At 63.0% G+C, this 19845-nt stretch carries 22 protein-coding genes; 7 read left to right on the top strand and 15 right to left on the bottom strand.

Annotation, left to right across the window (positions count from 1 at the left end; all coding sequences use genetic code 11):
- Positions 1-2: 2 nt before the first annotated feature.
- The 7 genes from KUW17_RS10940 to KUW17_RS10910 form a co-directional block, all read right to left on the bottom strand.
- Positions 3-923 carry a nucleoside hydrolase gene (locus KUW17_RS10940; protein WP_222478955.1) on the bottom strand — a complete coding sequence of 307 codons (921 nt, stop codon included), beginning with the start codon at positions 921-923 and terminating at the stop codon, positions 3-5.
- Between the two features lie 16 nt (positions 924-939).
- Positions 940-1623 (bottom strand): aminoacyl-tRNA hydrolase, encoded by a 684-nt coding sequence (gene pth / locus KUW17_RS10935; protein WP_222478953.1) that lies wholly within the window; start codon positions 1621-1623, stop codon positions 940-942.
- 78 nt (positions 1624-1701) lie between these two features.
- Complete coding sequence (locus KUW17_RS10930) at positions 1702-2943, bottom strand: NAD(P)/FAD-dependent oxidoreductase (RefSeq protein ID WP_222478951.1); 1242 nt, start codon at positions 2941-2943, stop codon at positions 1702-1704.
- Between the two features lie 138 nt (positions 2944-3081).
- On the bottom strand, positions 3082-3717 hold the full coding sequence (locus KUW17_RS10925; RefSeq protein ID WP_222478949.1) for a 50S ribosomal protein L25/general stress protein Ctc: 636 nt from the start codon (positions 3715-3717) through the stop codon (positions 3082-3084).
- Between the two features lie 135 nt (positions 3718-3852).
- Entirely contained in the window at positions 3853-5019 is a 1167-nt protein-coding gene (locus tag KUW17_RS10920; protein WP_222479725.1) for an alpha-hydroxy acid oxidase, read from the bottom strand.
- 139 nt (positions 5020-5158) lie between these two features.
- Complete coding sequence (trpA, locus tag KUW17_RS10915) at positions 5159-5950, bottom strand: tryptophan synthase subunit alpha (RefSeq protein ID WP_222478947.1); 792 nt, start codon at positions 5948-5950, stop codon at positions 5159-5161.
- 92 nt (positions 5951-6042) lie between these two features.
- Complete coding sequence (locus KUW17_RS10910; RefSeq protein WP_222478945.1) at positions 6043-6540, bottom strand: acyloxyacyl hydrolase; 498 nt, start codon at positions 6538-6540, stop codon at positions 6043-6045.
- Between the two features lie 222 nt (positions 6541-6762).
- Here KUW17_RS10910 and ychF point away from each other — a divergent pair, with 222 nt between their 5' ends.
- The 3 genes from ychF (at position 6763) to KUW17_RS10895 (ending at position 8797) form a co-directional block, all read left to right on the top strand.
- Positions 6763-7860 carry a redox-regulated ATPase YchF gene (gene ychF, locus KUW17_RS10905; RefSeq protein WP_222478943.1) on the top strand — a complete coding sequence of 366 codons (1098 nt, stop codon included), beginning with the start codon at positions 6763-6765 and terminating at the stop codon, positions 7858-7860.
- Positions 7861-8045: 185 nt separating this feature from the next.
- Positions 8046-8423 (top strand): DUF2237 family protein, encoded by a 378-nt coding sequence (locus tag KUW17_RS10900; RefSeq protein ID WP_222478941.1) that lies wholly within the window; start codon positions 8046-8048, stop codon positions 8421-8423.
- Positions 8424-8452: 29 nt separating this feature from the next.
- A complete protein-coding gene (locus KUW17_RS10895) occupies positions 8453-8797 on the top strand; it encodes a lysozyme inhibitor LprI family protein (protein ID WP_222478939.1) in 345 nt (114 codons plus the stop codon).
- Positions 8798-8866: 69 nt separating this feature from the next.
- Here KUW17_RS10895 and trpB read toward each other — a convergent pair whose 3' ends face one another.
- The 4 genes from trpB to ihfB all read right to left on the bottom strand — a co-directional run bounded on the left by trpB (position 8867) and on the right by ihfB (position 11965).
- On the bottom strand, positions 8867-10126 hold the full coding sequence (gene trpB, locus KUW17_RS10890; protein WP_222478937.1) for a tryptophan synthase subunit beta: 1260 nt from the start codon (positions 10124-10126) through the stop codon (positions 8867-8869).
- A gap of 504 nt (positions 10127-10630) precedes the next feature.
- A complete protein-coding gene (locus KUW17_RS10885; protein WP_222478935.1) occupies positions 10631-11284 on the bottom strand; it encodes a phosphoribosylanthranilate isomerase in 654 nt (217 codons plus the stop codon).
- A gap of 7 nt (positions 11285-11291) precedes the next feature.
- Entirely contained in the window at positions 11292-11642 is a 351-nt protein-coding gene (locus KUW17_RS10880) for a lipopolysaccharide assembly protein LapA domain-containing protein (protein WP_222478934.1), read from the bottom strand.
- Positions 11642-11965: an integration host factor subunit beta gene (ihfB, locus tag KUW17_RS10875; RefSeq protein WP_226430217.1), complete on the bottom strand. Its 324-nt coding sequence runs from the start codon at positions 11963-11965 to the stop codon at positions 11642-11644. Before ihfB ends, KUW17_RS10880 begins: the two co-directional genes overlap by 1 nt.
- A gap of 494 nt (positions 11966-12459) precedes the next feature.
- Here ihfB and KUW17_RS10870 point away from each other — a divergent pair, with 494 nt between their 5' ends.
- The 3 genes from KUW17_RS10870 to KUW17_RS10860 all read left to right on the top strand — a co-directional run bounded on the left by KUW17_RS10870 (position 12460) and on the right by KUW17_RS10860 (position 15477).
- Positions 12460-13821, top strand: a complete 1362-nt coding sequence (locus tag KUW17_RS10870; protein ID WP_261397159.1) for an ammonium transporter — start codon at positions 12460-12462, stop codon at positions 13819-13821.
- Positions 13822-13971: 150 nt separating this feature from the next.
- Positions 13972-14193: a hypothetical protein gene (locus tag KUW17_RS10865; RefSeq protein WP_315899394.1), complete on the top strand. Its 222-nt coding sequence runs from the start codon at positions 13972-13974 to the stop codon at positions 14191-14193.
- Positions 14194-14628: 435 nt separating this feature from the next.
- Positions 14629-15477: a hypothetical protein gene (locus tag KUW17_RS10860; protein ID WP_222478928.1), complete on the top strand. Its 849-nt coding sequence runs from the start codon at positions 14629-14631 to the stop codon at positions 15475-15477.
- Positions 15478-15620: 143 nt separating this feature from the next.
- Here the strand turns inward: KUW17_RS10860 and rpsA are convergent, their stop codons facing one another.
- The 3 genes from rpsA to KUW17_RS10845 form a co-directional block, all read right to left on the bottom strand.
- Positions 15621-17300, bottom strand: coding sequence for a 30S ribosomal protein S1 (gene rpsA, locus KUW17_RS10855; protein WP_065269590.1), 1680 nt, complete (start codon positions 17298-17300; stop codon positions 15621-15623).
- Positions 17301-17571: 271 nt separating this feature from the next.
- Positions 17572-18084 carry a hypothetical protein gene (locus KUW17_RS10850; protein WP_222478926.1) on the bottom strand — a complete coding sequence of 171 codons (513 nt, stop codon included), beginning with the start codon at positions 18082-18084 and terminating at the stop codon, positions 17572-17574.
- 205 nt (positions 18085-18289) lie between these two features.
- Positions 18290-18931: an NAD(P)H-dependent oxidoreductase gene (locus tag KUW17_RS10845; RefSeq protein ID WP_222478924.1), complete on the bottom strand. Its 642-nt coding sequence runs from the start codon at positions 18929-18931 to the stop codon at positions 18290-18292.
- A gap of 124 nt (positions 18932-19055) precedes the next feature.
- On the opposite strand from KUW17_RS10845, the gene KUW17_RS10840 reads away from it, so the two are divergent.
- Positions 19056-19433, top strand: a complete 378-nt coding sequence (locus KUW17_RS10840; RefSeq protein WP_222478922.1) for a winged helix-turn-helix transcriptional regulator — start codon at positions 19056-19058, stop codon at positions 19431-19433.
- Positions 19434-19485: 52 nt separating this feature from the next.
- Here the strand turns inward: KUW17_RS10840 and KUW17_RS10835 are convergent, their stop codons facing one another.
- Positions 19486-19755, bottom strand: coding sequence for a DUF6525 family protein (locus KUW17_RS10835; protein WP_222478920.1), 270 nt, complete (start codon positions 19753-19755; stop codon positions 19486-19488).
- Positions 19756-19845 lie beyond the last annotated feature (90 nt).

Here is a 19845-nt window from a genome sequence, read left to right as displayed (position 1 = left end):
GGTTACGGCAGCAGCGCCAGGCGCTTGAGGAACAGCGCCTTCACCGCATCCGCCTCGACCGTCATGCACACCTTGACCGGCTCCCGCCCGCTGTCAGGAGCGGCCAGGATGGCACCGGAGGTTTCGCCCTCGCAGGACACCTCAAGCGCCACATCACGCATCCCGAACAGTTCCGGGTTGGTGCAGGCGATCACCGCCGCCGGGTCATGCAGCGAGCAGCCGTTCTTGCCCGCGACCTCCTGATAGAACTTGAGGTAGAAGTACGACATCTCCTGCAGCATGCCGCCCAGGTCCGGCGACTTGGCGGCAATCGTCTCGAAATCCTCAGCCATGCAGAGGATGCGGTGGGTGACATCCAGGCCGACAAACACCACCTTGGCACCGCCCTGGCAGACCACATCCGCCGCATGCGGGTCGTGGTAGATATTGGCCTCCGCATGCGGCGTGATATTGCCGCCCTCCTCCAGAGAGCCGCCCATCACCACGATGGATTTGACGTTCTTGATGAACTCCGGGTCGCGCTGCATCGCCAGCGCGATGTTGGTCAGCGGGCCGATCGGGCAGACTACCAGCTCGCCCTTGTGCTCGCGCGCCATGCGGCAGAGGAAACCGACGGCGTCCTCCTCCAGCGCTTTGCCCTTGGGCTCTGCCGCCGGGATGTCGCCAAAGCCCTCGTCCCCGTGCACATGGGAGGAGGGCTTGAACGGCGGCAGCACCAGGGGCGCGGTGGCGCCTGCGGCCACCGGCACATCTAGCTCCGCGGCTTCCAGCAGGCGCAGCGCGTTGCGGGTGGCCGTTGCGGTTGTCACATTGCCGAAGATCGTCGTCAGGCCCAAGAGGTCGATGTCCGGGGCTGCCGCGGCATAGAAGATCGCCATCGCATCGTCGATGCCCGGATCGGTGTCGATAATCAGTTTCACCATCTGCCTGTCTCCCGGCTTACTTGAACTTGTCCATCAGTTTTTCTAGCGGCGAGCGGGTGTCCGGCGCCGGCTCCTCCTTGGCAGCTTTGTCCGCCTTGGCCTCCGCCTTGGGCGTGCTGTTGGAGCTGCGCGGCGGTGCGACCCTCAAGGCGACGGCATTCATGAACTTGCCGCCGTCCCCCTTGGCCAGCTCTGCCGCGCCGTCGGAAATTCCGCGCATCAGGTCGTCCAGCCAGCCCTCATCCGCCTTGGGAAAGTCGCGCAGCACATAGCCCGCCACCGCGTCTTTGTGGCCCGGATGGCCGATCCCCAGCCGCACCCGGCCGTAGTCCGCCCCGATATGCGAATGGATCGAACGCAGCCCGTTGTGGCCGGCATGGCCGCCGCCCTGCTTGATGCGCGCCTTGCCCGGCGCCAGGTCCAGCTCGTCATGCAGCACCACCACATCACCGGGCGTCAGCTTGTAGAACCGCATCGCCTCACCCACCGACTGGCCGGAGAGGTTCATGAAGGTCTGCGGCTTAAGAAGCAGAACCTTCTCGCCGCCCAAGACCCCTTCGCAAATCAGCGCCTGGAACTTGGACTTCCAGGGGGAAAACCCGTGATCGCCGGCAATCTGGTCCAGCGCCATGAAGCCGATGTTATGGCGGTTGCGCTCATATTTCGGGCCGGGATTGCCAAGGCCGACAAAGAGTTTCATGGGGGTCCTGCCCGATCTGCGTTTCAAGGAAACCGAGTGATGCCCTATTTGGGCAGCGGAATCCAGAGCCGCGCGGTGTCAGGCAAAGGACCGGTCCGGCGCATAGGGCGCCAGATCCACATTCGGCTGGCGGCCTTCCGCCAGATCGGTGATCAACCGCCCGGTGATGCCGCCCAGGGTCAGCCCGATATGCTGGTGGCCAAAGGCGTAAAGCACCCGGTCCGACTGCGGGCTGCGGCCGATGACCGGCAGTGAATCCGGCATCGTCGGGCGGTAGCCCAGCCATTCGCTGCTGGGCGCGGGCAGCGGCCCCAGCATCTCTGCCCCCTTGCGGGCGATATAGGCCAGCCGGTGCTTGTTCACGGGCGCATCCAGCGCCGCGATCTCTACCGTGCCGGTGAGGCGCAGGCCCTTGGCATGGGGCACCGCATAAAACCCGGCCTCACCCCAGCCCACCGGCCGCGTCACCCGGTGCGCCTCGCCTTCGTACATCACGTGATAGCCGCGCTCAGTGCCAAGCGGCAGCTTCTTTGCCCCCGCGCCGTCTATGCGTTTGGAAAACGCGCCGCTAGCAATCACCGCGCGGCCTGCGGTGACACTCTGCCCGCCGGCCTGCAGCGCCACGCCAGTGTCCGAGGCCCTGACCGCCTCTGCCCTGGCGCGCAAGGTGGTGCCACCGAGATCCGTGAAGGCGTGGTGCATCCGGGTGATGAACTCCAGCGGATCGCGCAAGCTGCGGGCGGCATGAAAATGCACCGCGCGCTTGATGGGCAGATGCAGCCCCGGCTCCATCTCCTGCGCTTCCTCCGGCTCCACCTCGCGCCACGGAACGCCCAAGGCGCGGCGGCGTTCAAGCCCATCAGTTGCAGACTTTGCCGCCTTCTCCGTCGACCAGACCGACAGCTGGCCGCGCTCCACCACCAAATCCTGCGCGCCTGCCGCCTCGATCAGCGGATTGATCCCGGCATCGGCGTGCGAGAGCAGATCTGCCAGATGGCCCGCGATCCGCCGCGACGGACCGGGGCGGCAGTTTGCAAGGAAGGACAGCATCCAGCGCGGATTGCGCAGCGCATGGGCATAAGACAGCGACAGCGGGCTGTCCTTGGAAAACATCAGGCTGGGCAGCGAGGTCAGCACCGAAGGGTCATTCACCGGCAGGCAGGCATAGGTCGCCAGCGTGCAGGCGTTGCCATAGCTGGTCCCCGATCCCGGCTCCTCCGGGTCGATCAGCAATACCTTGTGGCCGCGCATCTGCGCCCACAGCGCGCAGCTCATCCCCACGATGCCCGCGCCCGCAACGGCGATATCGTAGTCCGCCATCCCCGGTCCTCCCTGTCCTCAGGCGGAACTGGGACAGCGGCACGGGCAAAAGTCAATCACCTGCAGACAGCCAGCGCTCAAAAGAAAACGGGCCCCCGATTAGGAGCCCGTGAAACCGTTGCCCGATGGGCGCGGTTCTTATTCTTCAGCAGCTGCTTCTGCTTCTTCGCCTTCTTCGCCTTCTTCATCGTCGGAAGAGGACAGGCCGGCCGGTGCTGCGATGTTCGCAATCACGAAGTCGCGGTCGATGGTCGGCTTGGCGCCTGCGGGCAGGTCCACGGACGAGATGGTGACCACGTCGCCGATGTTCAGGCCTTCCAAGTCCACAACGATCTTCTCCGGGATGTCGCCGGCGGTCACGCTCAGCTCGACTTCCGGACGCACGACGGTCAGCATGCCGCCTTTTTTGATGCCGGGGGCCTTGTCCTCGTTGATGAATTCAACGTGGATGTACAGGTTGATCTTCGAGGTGCGGCGCAGGCGCATCAGGTCGAGGTGGGTCGGCAGATCCTTCACCACGTCACGCTGAACGTCGCGGCAGATCACGCGCACGTCGTCGTGGCCTTCCACTTTCAGGTTCCACAGAGTGGACTTGAACTGGCCGGCTTTCAGCTTTTTCAGCAGCTCGTTGAACGGAACCTGGATTGCCAGCGGCTCTGCATCGCCGCCGTAAACCACACCCGGAACCATGCCTGCGCGGCGCGCAGCGCGAGCGGCGCCCTTGCCCGTCCCCGCACGTTCCTGGACTACGAGATCAGGAATCTCTTTTGCCATCTTAATTCTCCAATATGACTACCGGGGTGCCTCCAAGGCTGTCACCCCGCGTGAAGCCGTGCCTATAGACCGGTTGCCGCGGTTTGGGAAGGGGCAAAGCCCCCCGAAAGCCCCCTGCCCGCCCTGCCGGGCGCACTATTCCTGCCAGCGGCCGCCGAAATCCTCGGGGATCAGCAGATTGTGGCGCCCCAGCGCCTCCACCGAGCGTTCGCCGCAGAGCGCCATGGTGGTGTCCAGCTCCTTGCGAATCACCTCCAGAGCCGCGGTGACGCCCTTCTGTCCCATGGCGCCCAGGCCATAGACAAAGGCGCGTCCGATCATGGTGCCCTTGGCGCCCAGCGCCAGCGCCTTCAGAACGTCCTGGCCGGACCGGATGCCGCTGTCCAGATGCACCTCGACGTCGCTGCCCACGGCATCCATGATCTCCGGCAGCATCCGGATCGAGCTGAGCGCGCCATCCAGCTGCCGCCCGCCGTGGTTCGACACCACGATGGCATCGGCACCCAGCTTGGCGGCCATGCGGGCATCCTCTGCATCCAGGATCCCTTTCAGGATCACCTTGCCGCCCCACATCTCCATCAGCTTCTCGATCTTGCCCCAGTCGAGCGAGGGGTCGAACTGCTCCGCTGTCCAGGCGCCCAGCTGCGAAGTGTCGGAGACGCCCTGCACATGGCCCACGATATTGCCGAAGTTGCGCCGCTTGGCGCCCAGCATCTGCAGGCCCCAGGTCCATTTGGTCATCAGGTTGGCGATGGTGGCCGGCGTCAGCTTCGGCGGGGCGGACAGGCCGTTCTTCAGATCCTTGTGGCGCTGCCCCAGGATCTGCAGATCCAGCGTGATCACCAGCGCCGAACACTTGGCGTCCTTGGCGCGCTGGATCAGGCGGCGGATATAGTCCTCATCCTTCATGGTGTAGAGCTGGAACCAGAACGGCTTGGAGGTCGCCTCCGCCACCTCCTCGATCGAGTTGATCGACATAGTCGACAGCGTGAACGGCACCCCGAACTCTTCCGCCGCGCGGGCCGCCTTGATCTCGCCGTCGGCGTGCTGCATCCCCGTCAGCCCCACCGGCGCCAGGGCCACCGGCATCGCCACGTCCTGACCGATCATCCGGCTGGCGGTGGTCCGCCCCGCCATGTCCACCGCCACCCGCTGGCGCAGGCGGATTTGCTCGAAATCCGAGGTGTTCTCGCGGAAGGTCTGCTCCGTCCAGCTGCCGCTCTCCGCATAGTCATAGAACATCCGCGGCACGCGGCGTTCATAGATGCGCTTCAGGTCGTTGATATTGGTGATCACCGGCACTGGCTTCTCTCCCGATCTCATTTGGTAAAATTTCTTTACCAATTCAAGCCAGCAAAAGCAACGCCCCGTTTGCCGCACCCCTGAAACGCAAAAAGCCGCCCTGATAGAGCGGCTTTTCAGATCTGATTGTGTCAGAGCGTCACCCCATGTGGGCACCGTCCGCCAGCGACTTCACAAAGGCCAGCACCTCGGCCGGGGATTTGCCCGCGCCGATCTGGCTGACGATGGCGCTGCCCACCACCGCGCCATCCGAAATAGACGCGATGTTCTGCGCCTTCTCCGGCGTGTTGATGCCAAAGCCCACGATGATCGGCAGATCGGTCGCGGCCTTGATGCGTGCAACCTCGGGGCCAACGTCGCCGGCCTCGGCTTCTGCGGCGCCGGTGATGCCGGTGATCGAAACGTAGTAGACAAAGCCGGAGGTGTTCTGCAGCACCTTGGGCAGGCGCGCGTCGTCGGTGGTGGGGGTCGCCAGACGGATGAAGTTCAACCCCGCCTTCTGCGCCGGGATGCACAGTTCGTCATCCTCTTCCGGCGGCAGGTCCACCACGATCAGCCCGTCGATGCCGGCGGCCTTGGCATCCTCCAGGAAGGTGTCCACGCCGCGGCTGTAGATCGGGTTGTAGTAGCCCATCAGCACGATCGGGGTAGTGTCGTCGCCCTTGCGGAAATCCGCGGCCAGCTGCAGCGTCTTTTCCAGCGTCATGCCGCCGTCGAGCGCCCGCTGTCCCGCCAGCTGGATGGTCGGCCCGTCGGCCATCGGATCGGTGAATGGCAGGCCCAGCTCGATAATGTCGACACCGGCGCCCGGCAGCCCCTTCACCACCTCCAGCGAGGTGTCGTAGTCCGGGTCGCCCGCCATCACATAGGTGACAAAGGCTTTCTTGCCGGCGGCATTCAGTTCGGCGAATTTGGCATCGATACGGGTCATGGGCGGGCCTTTTGAAATCTGTCCGCCCCGGTGTGCCGAATGTTGCGCGGGAAATCAATCCCGCGCAGGCGGGCCGCCTGCCGCGGCCCGGCTCAGCCGCCCAGCGGAATGTGCCAGCGCAGCGTCAGCGAGTTCACGCCCGGGTTCTCATCCGCGGTCGAGGCGTTGGACTTGTGGCTGAACGCCAGCGACACCGCCTTGCCGTTCTGGAACCGCTTGCCCACCGCCAGCAGGCTGCGGATTTCAAAGGCGGATCCCAGGTCGTTGCCCGGCTCGTTGTCGTGATAGGCGCCGGGCATCACGCTGGTTTCGAGGAACCAGTCGTTGTTCAGGTCCAGCACGCCGCTGATGCCGACACCGGCAAAGATATCGCCGGTCTCCTGCACCTCCAGCGTGGCGCCGAAACGCGCCGACAGCCGGCCGCGCTCGTGAAACGGCGCGTGCAAGTAGTCCACCGCAAACATGGCGCCGTCTTCCGCCCCTTCGCGATGGTAATCGGAGTACCCCAGTCCCAGAGTCACTTCCTGCGCAGCCGCAGGCAGCGCCATCGACGCCGAAACTGCGGCCGCCAGTATTGTTGTCTTTTTCATTTCCAGCCCCTCGGAAAAATAATGACTTTTGGCCAAGCTTTTTTCAGCACTCTTCTAAAACTCCCTAAATTTTTTCCAAGGGCCTTATGAAAAATCAGTGTGCATACTGTCTGTGAAGCGGAACACAGATGGCGACTGTGGCAGTTCTGCCAGCCATACATGGCTTGCGCGGGCCTTCAATGCTGCCTAGAAGCAGCTCCCAAATGGCATCAGGAGGCCGCAATGGGCTTTAAAATGGGAATCGTCGGCCTGCCCAACGTGGGCAAATCGACGCTGTTCAACGCGCTGACCAAAACCGCCTCGGCGCAGGCGGCCAACTTTCCGTTCTGCACCATCGAACCCAACGTGGGTGAGGTCGGCGTGCCGGACGCGCGGCTGGACAAGCTGGCGGCGATTGCCGGCTCCAAGCAGATCATCCCGACCCGGATGACCTTTGTCGACATCGCGGGCCTTGTCAAAGGCGCCTCCAAGGGCGAGGGCCTGGGCAACCAGTTCCTGGCCAACATCCGCGAAACCGACGCCATCGCCCATGTGCTGCGCTGCTTTGAAGACGGCGACGTGACCCATGTGGACGGCCGCGTCGACCCGGTGGCCGATGCCGAGGTGATCGAGACCGAGCTGATGCTGGCGGACCTCGAAAGCATCGAGAAGCGCCGCGCCAACCTGGTGCGCAAGCTGAAGGGCAACGACAAGGAAGCCCAGCAGCAGGACCGCCTGCTGGCTGCCGCCCAGGCGATGCTGGAAGACGGCAAGCCCGCCCGCCTGGTCGAGGTCGATGCCGAAGACGCCAGGGCCTGGAAGATGCTGCAGCTCTTGACCACCAAGCCGGTTCTGTACGTCTGCAACGTGGGCGAGTCGGAATCGGTCGAGGGCAATGCCCATTCCGCCAAGGTCGCGGAAATGGCCGCGGCGCAGGGCAACAGCCATGTGATCATCTCCGCCCAGATCGAGGAAGAGATCAGCCAGCTGGAAGCCGATGAAGCCCAGATGTTCCTGGAGGAAATGGGCCTGGAAGAAGCCGGCCTCGACCGTCTGATCCGCGCAGGCTACGAGCTTCTGCACCTGGAAACCTATTTCACCGTCGGCCCCAAGGAGGCCCGCGCCTGGACCATCCGTTCCGGTACCGCGGCGCCGCAGGCGGCGGGCGTCATCCACGGCGATTTCGAGAAGGGCTTCATCCGGGCCGAAACCATCGCCTACGGCGACTTCATCGCCCATAACGGCGAACAGGGCGCCAAGGAAGCCGGCAAGATGCGCGCGGAAGGCAAGAGCTACATCGTCAAGGACGGCGACGTGCTGCACTTCCTGTTCAACACCTGATCCGCATTTCGGAAAAGATCCAATCCGCCCGCCGGCCCCGCTGCTGGCGGGCGGATTTGTTTCCGCAAGGGCGGGACTGACCGGCGGCATCCCGTCAGGGAGAACGCCGCCCCGGGGCGGAAATCCGGGACGGGACGCGAATTTGCACTACTCTTACCCGGGCACGTACAGAAAGCAGGGCTTTCATGGAGAAAGATGACAGTATCAACGTTCTGGGCGGGCCGCTGGAGCCTTGCTCGAACGCACCGGTGACCGGATTCTTCCGGGACGGCCATTGCAACACCTGCGATCAGGACCACGGCAGCCACACCGTCTGCGTGGTGACCACGGCCGAATTCCTGGCCTTTTCCAAGTATGTCGGCAACGACCTGTCGACGCCGCTGCCGGGCCTGAATTTCCCCGGCCTCAAACCCGGCGACCGCTGGTGCCTGTGCGCCGCGCGGTTCCTGCAGGCCGCCGACGAGGGCTGCGCCCCCAAGGTGCAGCTGGAGGCGACCCACATACGGGCGCTGGACGTGGTTCCGCTGAGCGTGCTGCAAAGCTACGCCGCCGATCCGGCCTGAAGAAACACCCGCGGAGAAGGAGACCGGACATGATGCGGATCCTCTTCCTCTTGGCCGCGTTCTGCCCCGCTGCGGCATCCGCGCAATCCAGCTGCAATGGCCAGACCCAGATCGACGCCAATTTCTGCGCCAAGGAAAAATGGCAGATTGCCGACAATGAGCTGAACCGCCTGTGGAAGCAGGTAAAGCCGGCGGCGGATGCCCGCGGCACTGGCCAGGCCTTGCTGGCAGAGCAGCGCGCCTGGCTGAAACGGCGCGACGCCACCTGCCTGCCGGAGCGATCCTCGGGCGGCAGCGCGGCGGCGATGTTCTACTGGGCCTGCATGGAGGAGGAGACCCTGCAACGCAACCAGGTGCTGCGGTCGCTGCGGTAACCTGGACAAAGAAAAGCCCCGGAATTCCCGGGGCTTTCTTTATTGATGCAGATGCGGAACCCGCCTGCCTTATTCCTCGAATGTGCGGCCTTCCTCGGTGTCGGACATGTCGAACCCCAGGTGCTTGGCAACGGTGAACACGTCCTTGTCGCCGCGGCCGCACATGTTCATCACGATGATGTGGTCCTTGGGCAGGTCCGGCGCGATCTTGGTCACATGGGCCAGCGCGTGGGAAGGCTCCAGCGCCGGGATGATGCCCTCGGTGCGGCAGCTGAGCTGGAACGCCTCAAGCGCTTCCTTGTCGGTGATCGAAACATACTGTGCGCGGCCCGTTTCATGCAGCCAGGAATGCTCCGGCCCGATGCCCGGGTAATCGAGGCCTGCAGAAATCGAGAAGCCTTCCTGGATCTGGCCGTCCTCGTCCTGCAGCAGATAGGTGCGGTTGCCGTGCAGCACACCGGGGCGGCCGCCGGTGAGCGACGCGCAGTGCTGCATCCGGTCATCCACGCCCTTGCCGCCGGCCTCAACGCCGATGATGTTGACCGAGGGGTCGTCCAGGAACGGGTAGAACAGGCCGATGGCGTTGGAGCCGCCGCCGATTGCGGCGATCACGGTGTCCGGCAGGCGGCCTTCGCCTTCCTGCTCCGCCAGCTGCCAGCGGACTTCCTTGCCGATGATCGACTGGAAGTCGCGCACCATCGCCGGATAGGGGTGCGGGCCGGCCGCAGTGCCGATGCAGTAGAAGGTGTCGCGCACATTGGTCACCCAGTCGCGCAGCGCGTCGTTCATCGCATCCTTCAGGGTGCCGCGGCCGGAGGTGACGGGGATCACCTCGGCGCCCAGGAGGCGCATGCGGAACACGTTCGGCGCCTGGCGTTTCACGTCATGAGCACCCATATACACGATGCATTTGAGTCCGAACTTGGCGCAGACGGTCGCGGTGGCCACACCGTGCTGGCCGGCGCCGGTCTCGGCGATGATGCGGGTCTTGCCCATGCGCCGTGCCAGCAGGATCTGGCCCAGCACGTTGTTCACCTTGTGCGCCCCGGTGTGGTTCAGCTCGTCGCGCTTCATGTAGATCTTGGCGCCGCCCAGCTCAGCGCTCAGGCGCTCGGCGTGGTACAGCGGGCTGGGACGGCCGACGTAGTGTTTCCACAAGGCGTCCATCTCGGCCCAGAAGGCGGGGTCGTCCTTGGCCTTGTTGTATTCTTCCTCGAGGCTCAGGATCAGCGGCATCAGGGTTTCCGACACGAAACGCCCGCCAAAGATGCCGAAACGGCCGTTTTCATCCGGACCGTTCATGAAGCTGTTGAAAAGATCGTCGGCCATGGTTCTTCCCTCACTTTCGCAGCGCCCGCCATGACTATAGCGCGGCAGCGCCTTGGTAAAGGGAGATTGCGCAACCGGTTCGATCCGGCCAGGGCCCCTGCCCTGCCGGTGTGTTCCTTTATTGCTATGGTCTGCTGCCTGTCCTTCAGGCTGGAAGGTGTAGATTGGCGGCGCCGCCAAGGGGCGGAGGCGGGACGGGAGGTTCCTCCCGCACGCTGAACGTTGTCTCTGCGCGCCCTTGCCAAAGGGCCCTGTTCCAAGGTGCCGGGGGTGTCAGGCCCGGCGGTGACCGCGATCAGCGGAGAGTGTGGCATTGGCCGCTTAAGATCAGGTGAGGCCAGCGCACGCAGGGTGCGCAACACCTCGGGCACTGCGCCTTGGGACAACCGCTAGACAGTGAGTATTTTTGGAAAGATGAAGGCGCAAGCCTGGTATTTTCATCTTTAAAAATCTCTCAAATCCCGCCCTCAGCGGCATAGCAGAAGGCCGCAGCGGTGCGAGCCCTCAGCCGCGGGCGACGTGGGCCGCCTTGGTAAAGGCCTCGATCAGGTCCGCATCTTTTTCACCCGGCGCGCTTTCGACGCCGGAGGAGACATCGACCTGGCGGGCGCCGGTCATGCGGATGGCCTCGGCGACGTTCTCCGGCGTCAGCCCGCCGGCCAGCATCCAGGGCTTCTGCCAGTATTTGCGCGCCGCCAGCAGCCGCCAGTCGAAAGCGAGGCCGTTGCCGCCGGGCAGTTCTGCCTCCTTCGGCGGTTTGGCGTCGATCAACAGCTGGTCGGCCACCTGTTCATAAAGCGCAATCTGGGGAATGTCGGCGGCATCGGCGATGCCCACCGCCTTCATCACCGGCAGGCCGTAGCGGGCGCGCACCTCGGCCACACGCTCCGGGCTTTCACGCCCATGGAGCTGCAGCATGTCGAGCGGCACCGCGCCGGTGATGGCATCCAGCTCCGCGTCCGAGGCATTCACCGTCAGCGCCACCTTGCACAGGCCCATGGGCGCCTCGATGGCCAGCGCGGCGGCCTGGGCGATGGAGACATTGCGCGGCGATTTCGGAAAGAACACAAATCCCGCATAGGCCGCCCCCGCTGCGGCAACGGCAGCCACATCCTGCGGGGTGCTGAGCCCGCAGATCTTGACCCGGATGTCCGTCATGACAGGCTCAGTTCGCGTCTTCGAGAAGTGCCAGGACCTCGTCCTTGCCTTCGTTCTTCTGCTTCTTGAGACGGGTTACTTCGCGGTTCAGCTTGCGCGCCTCGCGCGCTTTCTGGGCGGCCTCGCTGCGGTGCTTGTGCTCGCGGATCCATTCCCAAAGGAAACCGATCACCAGCCCGGCGCCAACCCCGCCCAGCACCACCACAAACAGCGGCAGCGCAATGCTGTAGTTGAAGCCGAAAAGTTCCGCCAAGGCCGCAGGCATCAGTTTCAGCTCGACCACCGTGCTGTTGGCCAGACAAACGGACACCAGCACGATGGCCAGCGCCCCAAGAACCGCGTAGCGAATGTAACGCATCAGGCTTTCCCGTTCAGGCGGTCCCTCAAGAGCTTGCCAGTCTTGAAGAACGGCACATGTTTTTCCTCGACATTGACCGTCTCGCCGGTGCGGGGATTGCGGCCGACCCGCGCGTCCCGCTTCTTGACCGAAAAGGCGCCGAAGCCGCGCAGTTCGACCCGGTCGCCGCGGGCCATGGCATCGGTCACTTCCTCGAACACCGTGTTCACGATCCTCTCTACATCCCGCTGATACAGGTGCGGGTTTTCATCTGCAATCTTCTGAATCAACTCAGAGCGGATCATGTTCTTTTTCCTCCCAGGATGCCGGTATGTTTTGGCTATTATTCTGAGAGTATAGGAAAAATTCGTGCATGGGGGAACAAAATGCCGCGGGTTTGACGGGCAAATCGGCGGCTCTTCACCACCTTTTCATCCCGTAAGCGCCCAATCCAGGGCGGCAAAGCGCCGCCGCGGCGCGGCATCCGCCCCCCTCCGGCGGCTGGCCCGCATTTTGATTCGGGAGTTGCGAGCCGCCTGCGGCTGTGCCCGGAATGCGGCAGTTCACCTGTTCAGCAGCGCGAGATGCGTCATCTGCCGGCCTCAGATGCCGCATATGAAACTTTATTTCCGTAAAGTAAAATTTTTCATTGTAAAGCGCCCCGCATCGCCCATGCTTTTCTAAACCAGGCGCGTCACATCAGCTGGCTGGACCTGGTGCCTATCGAACCGGCACGCCCTGCCCTTCCGGCGCAGCGCAGGCCGGCCTGTCAAAGCCGGTGGCCAACAACCGGCAAGAAGACAAACCAACATGGAGAAAACTGGAAATGCCATTGGACATGAGCGCGATACATGTAGAGCAAGTCACCCTGAACTCATTGGTGCAGAACATCCTTTATGCATCGGGAATCGTCGGGGCCATCCTGGTCGTTGTCGGCCTGCTGCTGATTGACGCGGGCACCGCGCGGCGGCGGAACCTGTTCAACTCGACCATCGAAAAGACGCTGGGGTTCTTCCTCGGCTTTGCCACATATTACTTCATCGGCTTTGGCCTGTGGGCCGGGCAGTATTACATCATGGAAGGCGCGACCATGATGGATTCCATCAATGACTGGTGGCTTGGCGGCGCCATGACCAATGCGCTGGCGCATCACACCAACCCGGCCACCTTTCCGGGGCTGAATACTTTCCAGATCTTCATCTTCTTCCTGGCGGTGTTTGCCGGGATCATCAACATCCTGCTGCATTTCGCGGTGTCCGAGCGGATGAAGGCCGCGGCCTATTTCATCACCTGCATCGTGGCCGCGGTGGTGTCCTCGGCGCTCAGCTGGGCGACCTGGGGCTCGGTCGGGCCGCTGACCAATGCGGGCTTTCACGACTTCTTCGGCGTCGGCTTTGTCTATTTGTTCCCGGCCGGCATGGCGCTGGTGTTTACCCCGAAACTGGGCGCGCGGCCCGGCATGATGGCGCCGCATCCGCGGATCTCTGCCTATCTGGCCCCCAGCATCGGTCTGTGCGCGCCGGGTCTGCTGCTGATCTTTGCGGGCCTGCCGATGGTGATCCTGTCCTGCCTGTTCTTCTTTGACCCCGAAGCGCTGGCGGTCAGCGTCACCATGGCCGACACCAGCGTCGGCATCGCCATCAACAACTACGCCATGGTCTGGGCCGGCGGCGCCATCACCGGGCTGCTGATCGCCTATAGCACCGGCAAATACGCCTATACCCTGCTGGGGCCGCTGGCGGGCTATGTGGCTGGCGCGTCCGGCTTTGATGTCTACCTGCCCTGGCAGGCCTTCATCGTTGGCCTGGTGGCACCTTTCGCGGCCTACGCCGTCTATGAGTTCACCCTGAAGCGCGGCATCGACGAGCACAAGCTGTTCCCGCTATTCCTGGGCTGCGGCACCCTGGGCATGGTGATGCTGGGCCTGTTCAAGGCCGGAACCCCGCGCGGCGGCTATTTCGGGATCGAGGAAGGCGCCTATGCGTTCCAGCACGGCGAGATCTCGCTGGTGATGCAGCTGATCGGCACCGCCGCCTGCATCGGCACCGGTGTGGTGACGGCGCTTGTGCTGTCCTTCATCCTGGAGCGGACCGTCGGCCTGAAAGTGTCCGAGGACGACCAGATCGACGGGCTGGACGGCAAGATCTGGGATCTGGAGCCGGATGTCGTCACCCATGCGGACAACGCGCAGAACGCCTGAACCGGCGTGTAACACGGAAGGCCCCGGCATCTGCCGGGGCTTTTTTCGTTTTGGCGGACGGGAATGGCCTTGCCGTATCCGGTCGGCATTGCTGCTTCTGCGGCCCTTCAATCAACCGGCCCCGAAACGGAAAAATCGGCTATACTTGCCGTGACCGACAAAGAGGAGACCACCATGCTGTACCCGCTTGCCACGCTTGAGGCCGATAAACTCGACGCGATCAAGAGCTTGGAAAAGGATATCGGCAGCCCGGTGGTGGCGCTTGCCGGGGTTGAAGCCGACACTGCAACGCTACCGGAGGATCAGTTGAAGAAGCTGCAGGAGCTGGAAGAGGAGCTGGGCGTCGTGCTGGTGGCGGTTCGGCCGAACTAGGCGGCCGGAACGGGTCCGCCGGTTCTCCGGCCAGAGATTTTACTTGGGCCATGCCGCGGCCGGGCTGGGACAAACGGGCACAGCACTGCGCGGCACAAGGTGATACTATCGGCGAATGCCGGGCAGGCTCTGCGGCTGCTGCCAACCGCTGGCAACTGACACACGCATTGCGGGTCAAAAATGCATTTGCCGTTTTCCGGCAATTTGGAGTTTCGCCCGGTTTTGGTATTTTATTGAGCTGAACGGCAGAATTTTAGGCAGATTTCCCCCGGATTTGAGCCTGAATTTCTCCGCCAAACCGTCTACTGGGACTATGGCAAGAATGTGTCACTGACTCGCAAACAACGTCCGAAACTTCCAAAAACTTGGCAACAACCCCAACATGTTGAAGGCTGAACCACACAGGTAATCAATATCTTGAGGACTGGAGGCAGCATGACCAAACAAGAGGCTTCACCTTTCGGATTTCACGGAAATGAAAGGCCGCTTGCTCCGGCGAAGCTAGCGCTTTTAGCTGCGATTGCCGCCATCGGCAGCACCGCAAATGGTGAGGAATACATAGAGCCGGAGATGCCCGGCGTTCAGGTTGCAAACGCATTCGAAGAAGGCGCCCGCGCAATGATGTGCGAAAAGGTTGGCTTCTTGTCTTTTGTCTGGGCAATTGATCAGGAATTGAAATCGCCCCAATTTCCGGATGCCAGCGTCCAGTACAGCGACAGCTTGATCGCCGTGACCCGCGACCGCAGCATCAACGGCATTTCGGTTCCCCAATCCGAATTCCTGTGGCGCGAAGCCCCGCGGAAATGGAAATACTCCGGCTTCGACGGCATAGAGCCGGTGACCGATTCCTGCACCGACATCACCGCGGAGATCGCAGCCTCTTTCATGGATTTCGCCGAGGCCGCCTCTTGGGGCTTGCCCGATTTGGAACAGCGCGCCGTATTGTTTGATGCGCTGGAGGACGACCTGCGCACCAGGCTGGAGCTGGCCCAGATCGAGCGCGACGAGGCCAAACAGGAACTGGTTGCCCTGCGCGATGAAAACTCAGGATTGGAAACAGAGCTTTCACTGGCCAGATTGGCAGTGTGCGAGATCAGCAGCCGCACACAGGAAATGCTGGTGAATGCATCGGCCGTCAGCGCGCCGGCAGGCCTTGCGGAATTCTCGCACAATGCCGCAAGGCTCTTCGGCGGCGAGGATTGCAATGGGACGATCGAAGAGAACATCGAAGAAAAAATCGAGAACGCGGTGTTTGTCAGTACCAGGATGGCACCCCCGAAATAGGCCGGTTTCTGCGGCTCAGGCACGGCGGCGCACCCCGCCCCTGCACCTCACCGGATCGCCCGGGGACTTACCCGCCAGACAAACGAAAAGCCCCGCAGAGATCTGCGGGGCTTTCCGTTTTCGAGCCGTGAGGCCGGGTACTATTAGTCGCCCGACTTCAGTGCGGCGCCCAGGATGTCGCCCAGCGATGCGCCGGAGTCCGAGGAGCCATACTGTTCCACTGCTTCTTTCTCTTCCGCGATCTCGCGCGCCTTGATGGACAGGCCCAGGCGGCGGGTCTTGGAGTCGACGTTGGTGACGCGCACGTCGACCTTGTCGCCAACCGAGAAACGCTCGGGGCGCTGGTCGGCACGGTCGCGGGACAGGTCGGAGCGGCGGATGAAGGACTTCATGCCTTCGTATTCCACTTCGATGCCGCCGTCTTCGATGGCAGTCACTTCGACGGTCACGATCGAGCCGCGCTTCACGCCGCCCACGGCTTCAGCGAACTTGTCGCCGCCCAGGGCTTTGATCGACAGCGAGATGCGCTCTTTCTCGACGTCCACTTCGGAGACAACGGCCGAAACCATGTCGCCTTTGCGGTAGTTCTGGATCGCGTCTTCGCCGCGCTCGTCCCAGGACAGGTCGGACAGGTGAACCATGCCGTCGATGTCGCCGTCGAGGCCGATGAACAGACCGAATTCGGTGATGTTCTTGACTTCGCCTTCGACCTGGGTGCCTTCCGGGTGGGTCTCAGCAAAGACTTCCCACGGGTTGCGCATGGTCTGCTTGAGGCCCAGGGACACGCGGCGCTTGGCGCCGTCGATTTCCAGAACCATGACGTCGACTTCCTGGGAAGTGGAGACGATTTTGCCCGGGTGGACGTTTTTCTTGGTCCAGGACATTTCGGACACGTGAACCAGACCTTCGACGCCCGGCTCCAGCTCAACAAATGCACCGTAATCGGTGATGTTGGTGACGCGGCCCTTGTGCACGGAGGACAGCGGGTACTTGGCGCCAACCAGATCCCACGGGTCTTCCTGCAGCTGCTTCATGCCCAGGGAGATGCGGTGGGTCTCTTTGTTGATCTTGATGACCTGAACCTTGACGGTTTCGCCGATCGACAGGATCTCGGACGGGTGGTTCACACGGCGCCATGCCATGTCGGTGACGTGCAGCAGGCCGTCAACGCCGCCCAGGTCAACAAACGCACCGTATTCGGTGATGTTCTTGACGACACCGTCGACTGCCTGGCCTTCGGACAGGTTGCCGATAACCTCGGCGCGCTGTTCGGCGCGGGACTCTTCGAGGATCGCGCGGCGGGACACAACGATGTTGCCGCGGCGGCGGTCCATCTTCAGGATCTGGAACGGCTGCTTCAGACCCATCAGCGGGCCGGCGTCGCGCACGGGGCGCACGTCAACCTGCGAGCCGGGCAGGAACGCAACAGCGCCGCCCAGGTCGACGGTGAAGCCGCCCTTGACGCGGCCGAAGATCGCGCCTTCGACGCGCTGATCGTCTGCGTAGGCTTTTTCCAGGCGGTCCCAGGCTTCTTCGCGGCGGGCCATCTCGCGGGAGATGACAGCTTCGCCACGGGCGTTTTCAGCGGCGCGCAGGAAGACTTCCACTTCGTCGCCGACTGCGATTTCAGCCGCTTCGCCGGGGTTTGCGAATTCTTTCAGATCAACGCGGCCTTCCATTTTGTAGCCGACGTCGATGATGGCCTGGCCGGCTTCGATTGCCAGCACTTTGCCTTTGACAACCGAACCTTCGTCCGGGGTGTCCATTTCGAAGCTTTCGTTCAGGAGGGCTTCGAATTCCTCCATCGATGCGTTTTGAGCCATGAGGTCTCAGGTTTCCTTTACTAGTGTTTCTGGCCGGGCGGTTGTCTCCGCCGGTCTTGGTTAAGCCAGTCTAGAACGTGGCCCGGAGCACATCTGATCAAACAAACACAAAGGGCCGAGGTAGTCCCCAGCCCTGCTCAGATATGCCGCCCGGACGTTCGCCGCCCATGTTCTGACAGCGCGCGATATAGGCGGATTCCCAAGGTTGCGCAAGGGAAAAGCCCTGCATGGCAAGGCGGAACCGCATTTACACCGCCTGGAGCGGAAGGCCTTAGCGCCGGTCAGGGCCGCGCCCGGCCGGCCTCCGGTGCTGGTATTCCTGTTCCAACAGGACAACGGCAATCAGCAGGTATTCGACTTCAGCGCCTTCCCCGAGCAGCGGAAGATAGATTTCGGACGTGCTCCGGTAGGCTGGCAGCGGGCCGACATAGGGCAGCGACGCAAGCAATGGCTGGCGGGAGGAAGCGGCTTCTGCAAAGCCGGTCCAGATCATCGAGCCGGGGCCGAACCCCGGATGTTCGGAGAGCCGGGTGCCAACGAATTTGTCGCGCAGCGTGTTGCTGAGCCTGCTGCGCACATAAAGTGCCTTGAAATCGGACAGTATCCCGCTTGCAGTGCGTTCGATCTCGAAAATAGACAGGATGCTTGGCGCGTTTTCAGCATTGGGCAACCCGAGCTCTGTCAGCCTTGGAAAAGCACCGTCCAGCATGGCGCTCTTCCAAGTGAAGAAGATGCTCTTCAGCTCCGGCTGCAAATCACCTGCGGAGAAATCAGAACTGAACATCGCTTAGGCTGCCCCTGGCAAAATCACTCCACTCTGCGGCCCTCAGAATGCGGCAAGAGCCGTGCTATAGAATAGCGCCCAGCTGTTAATGTAGCCTGAAATCAGTCTATTAAAGGTTTCGTCCTCAAATCGGCCGCCTTTTGCGGCAGATCATCGGCACAGGCAGGCGGCCCCAAATGCCACCCGCCTTCTTTATTGACCGCTCTCAGGCGATCTCAGTCACGATGGTTTCGCGGGACTTGCGCACCTTTTTCATCGGCAAGAGCCAGTCGCCCTCTTCGGCGCGGTAGCCGAGCGGCAGCAGCAGGACCGAGCGCAGGCCCTTGTCCTTGAGGCCCAGGATTTCGTCGATCTTCTCCGGCGTGAAGCCTTCCATCGGGGTGCTGTCTACTTCCAGCTCGGCGGCGGCGGCCAGCGCGAATCCCAGCGCGATATAGGCTTGGCGGGCTGCGTGGTCATGATTGGTGCGCGCCTCGCGCGGCAGGTAGGTCGCCTTGAGGTTCTCGTAGTACTGGTTCAGCATCGGGATCTCGCCGCGCTCCTCGGTCATCTGGCGGGTGACGGCGTCGATGCGGTCCTCGGAGTAGTTGTCCCAGGCGGCAAAGACGATGAGATGCGAGCCGTCGGTGATCTGGGCCTGGTCCCAGGCATGGGGACGGATCTGCGCGCGGATCTCCGGGTTGGTGATGACAAACACCTCAAACGGCTGGGTGCCGGATGAGGTCGGCGCCATGCGGATCGCCTCGATGATCTGGTCGACCTTCTCTTGCGGGACCGCTTTGGAGGGGTCCATCTTCTTGGTGGCATAACGCCAGTTCAGCTTCTCGATCAGGGTGCTCTTGCTCATGTCTCGGGTCCTTTCGGGGCCTTACGGGAAGGGTGGTATAAATTTGTAACCGGCTATATAAGCGGTACCAGACAGGGCACAAGAAGGCACATTCCTGAGCCCCGGTTACACGGAGGGAACCACCATGGCGCAGGGTCAATGCCCGGAATGCGGCCGCATCAACGAAGTACTGTCGCGGGTCGGCGACCGCTGGAGCGTGCTGATCGTGATCTCATTGGCGCAATACGGCGTGCTGCGGTTCAATGAGCTGAAGCGGCATCTGGGCATTTCCCAGCGGATGCTGAGCCTTACCCTGCGCGAGCTGGAGCGCGACGGGCTGGTCAGCCGCACCTATCACCCGACGATCCCGCCCAAGGTGGAGTATGCGCTGACGCCGCTGGGTGAATCGTTCCGTGAGCCAGTCAAGGCGCTGGGGCTGTGGGCGCTGGAGCATCTGCCGGTGATTGATGCTGCGCGGGCGGAATTTGATGCTACGGCGGAAGCGGAGAAGAAGACCGCCTGAGGGATTGACCTGGCAGGAGGCCCGCCCCCCCCTGCCAGGCACGATGAAGCCTTCACCTGCGCAAATCCCAGATGCCTGCGTCGCGCCGCAGCATGGCCTGTTCGGCGGCGTCCAGCCGGGCCGCTGCCGCGCCGGGATCGCGGCTGCCGCCCGCCTTGTTCCAGATCTTCAGGGCTGAGGCCGGGCTCCAGGGCAGGCAGGCGGTGGCCAGCCATCGCCGCAACCCCGGGGGCAAGGCATCATAGGCCTGCATCGGATCCCCTGCCCGGCGCCTGCGTTTGAGCCGGGACACCAGGTTGCGGCGCGGCCTGCGGTCAGCCATTGCGGCCGCACTCCTCAGCAGAAGCCCGGAAACCCGCCGCTTCACTGTCACCCGTCGTCGCCATGATCACTCTGCCTCGTGTTGCCTCCG

The sequence above is a fragment of the Leisingera aquaemixtae genome (assembly GCF_019801145.1).
Taxonomy (GTDB): Bacteria; Pseudomonadota; Alphaproteobacteria; order Rhodobacterales; family Rhodobacteraceae; genus Leisingera; species Leisingera aquaemixtae_A.
This window is presented reverse-complemented; position numbering and strand designations above follow the sequence as displayed.

Bases quoted from the DNA above. Each gene is read 5' to 3' on its own strand.
- KUW17_RS10880 (WP_222478934.1), bottom strand. From the start codon at position 11,642: ATGCGTTACATTCGCTACGCGGTTCTTGGGGCGCTGGCCATCGTGCTG.
- KUW17_RS10885 (WP_222478935.1), bottom strand. From the start codon at position 11,284: ATGACGGACATCCGGGTCAAGATCTGCGGGCTCAGCACCCCGCAGGAT.
- pth (WP_222478953.1), bottom strand. From the start codon at position 1,623: ATGAAACTCTTTGTCGGCCTTGGCAATCCCGGCCCGAAATATGAGCGC.
- KUW17_RS10895 (WP_222478939.1), top strand. From the start codon at position 8,453: ATGATGCGGATCCTCTTCCTCTTGGCCGCGTTCTGCCCCGCTGCGGCA.
- KUW17_RS10860 (WP_222478928.1), top strand. From the start codon at position 14,629: ATGACCAAACAAGAGGCTTCACCTTTCGGATTTCACGGAAATGAAAGG.
- KUW17_RS10910 (WP_222478945.1), bottom strand. From the start codon at position 6,540: ATGAAAAAGACAACAATACTGGCGGCCGCAGTTTCGGCGTCGATGGCG.
- KUW17_RS10925 (WP_222478949.1), bottom strand. From the start codon at position 3,717: ATGGCAAAAGAGATTCCTGATCTCGTAGTCCAGGAACGTGCGGGGACG.
- trpA (WP_222478947.1), bottom strand. From the start codon at position 5,950: ATGACCCGTATCGATGCCAAATTCGCCGAACTGAATGCCGCCGGCAAG.
- KUW17_RS10835 (WP_222478920.1), bottom strand. From the start codon at position 19,755: ATGGCTGACCGCAGGCCGCGCCGCAACCTGGTGTCCCGGCTCAAACGC.
- KUW17_RS10900 (WP_222478941.1), top strand. From the start codon at position 8,046: ATGGAGAAAGATGACAGTATCAACGTTCTGGGCGGGCCGCTGGAGCCT.
- KUW17_RS10940 (WP_222478955.1), bottom strand. From the start codon at position 923: ATGGTGAAACTGATTATCGACACCGATCCGGGCATCGACGATGCGATG.
- KUW17_RS10840 (WP_222478922.1), top strand. From the start codon at position 19,056: ATGGCGCAGGGTCAATGCCCGGAATGCGGCCGCATCAACGAAGTACTG.
- ychF (WP_222478943.1), top strand. From the start codon at position 6,763: ATGGGCTTTAAAATGGGAATCGTCGGCCTGCCCAACGTGGGCAAATCG.
- KUW17_RS10845 (WP_222478924.1), bottom strand. From the start codon at position 18,931: ATGAGCAAGAGCACCCTGATCGAGAAGCTGAACTGGCGTTATGCCACC.
- trpB (WP_222478937.1), bottom strand. From the start codon at position 10,126: ATGGCCGACGATCTTTTCAACAGCTTCATGAACGGTCCGGATGAAAAC.
- KUW17_RS10870 (WP_261397159.1), top strand. From the start codon at position 12,460: ATGAGCGCGATACATGTAGAGCAAGTCACCCTGAACTCATTGGTGCAG.
- rpsA (WP_065269590.1), bottom strand. From the start codon at position 17,300: ATGGCTCAAAACGCATCGATGGAGGAATTCGAAGCCCTCCTGAACGAA.
- KUW17_RS10850 (WP_222478926.1), bottom strand. From the start codon at position 18,084: ATGTTCAGTTCTGATTTCTCCGCAGGTGATTTGCAGCCGGAGCTGAAG.
- KUW17_RS10930 (WP_222478951.1), bottom strand. From the start codon at position 2,943: ATGGCGGACTACGATATCGCCGTTGCGGGCGCGGGCATCGTGGGGATG.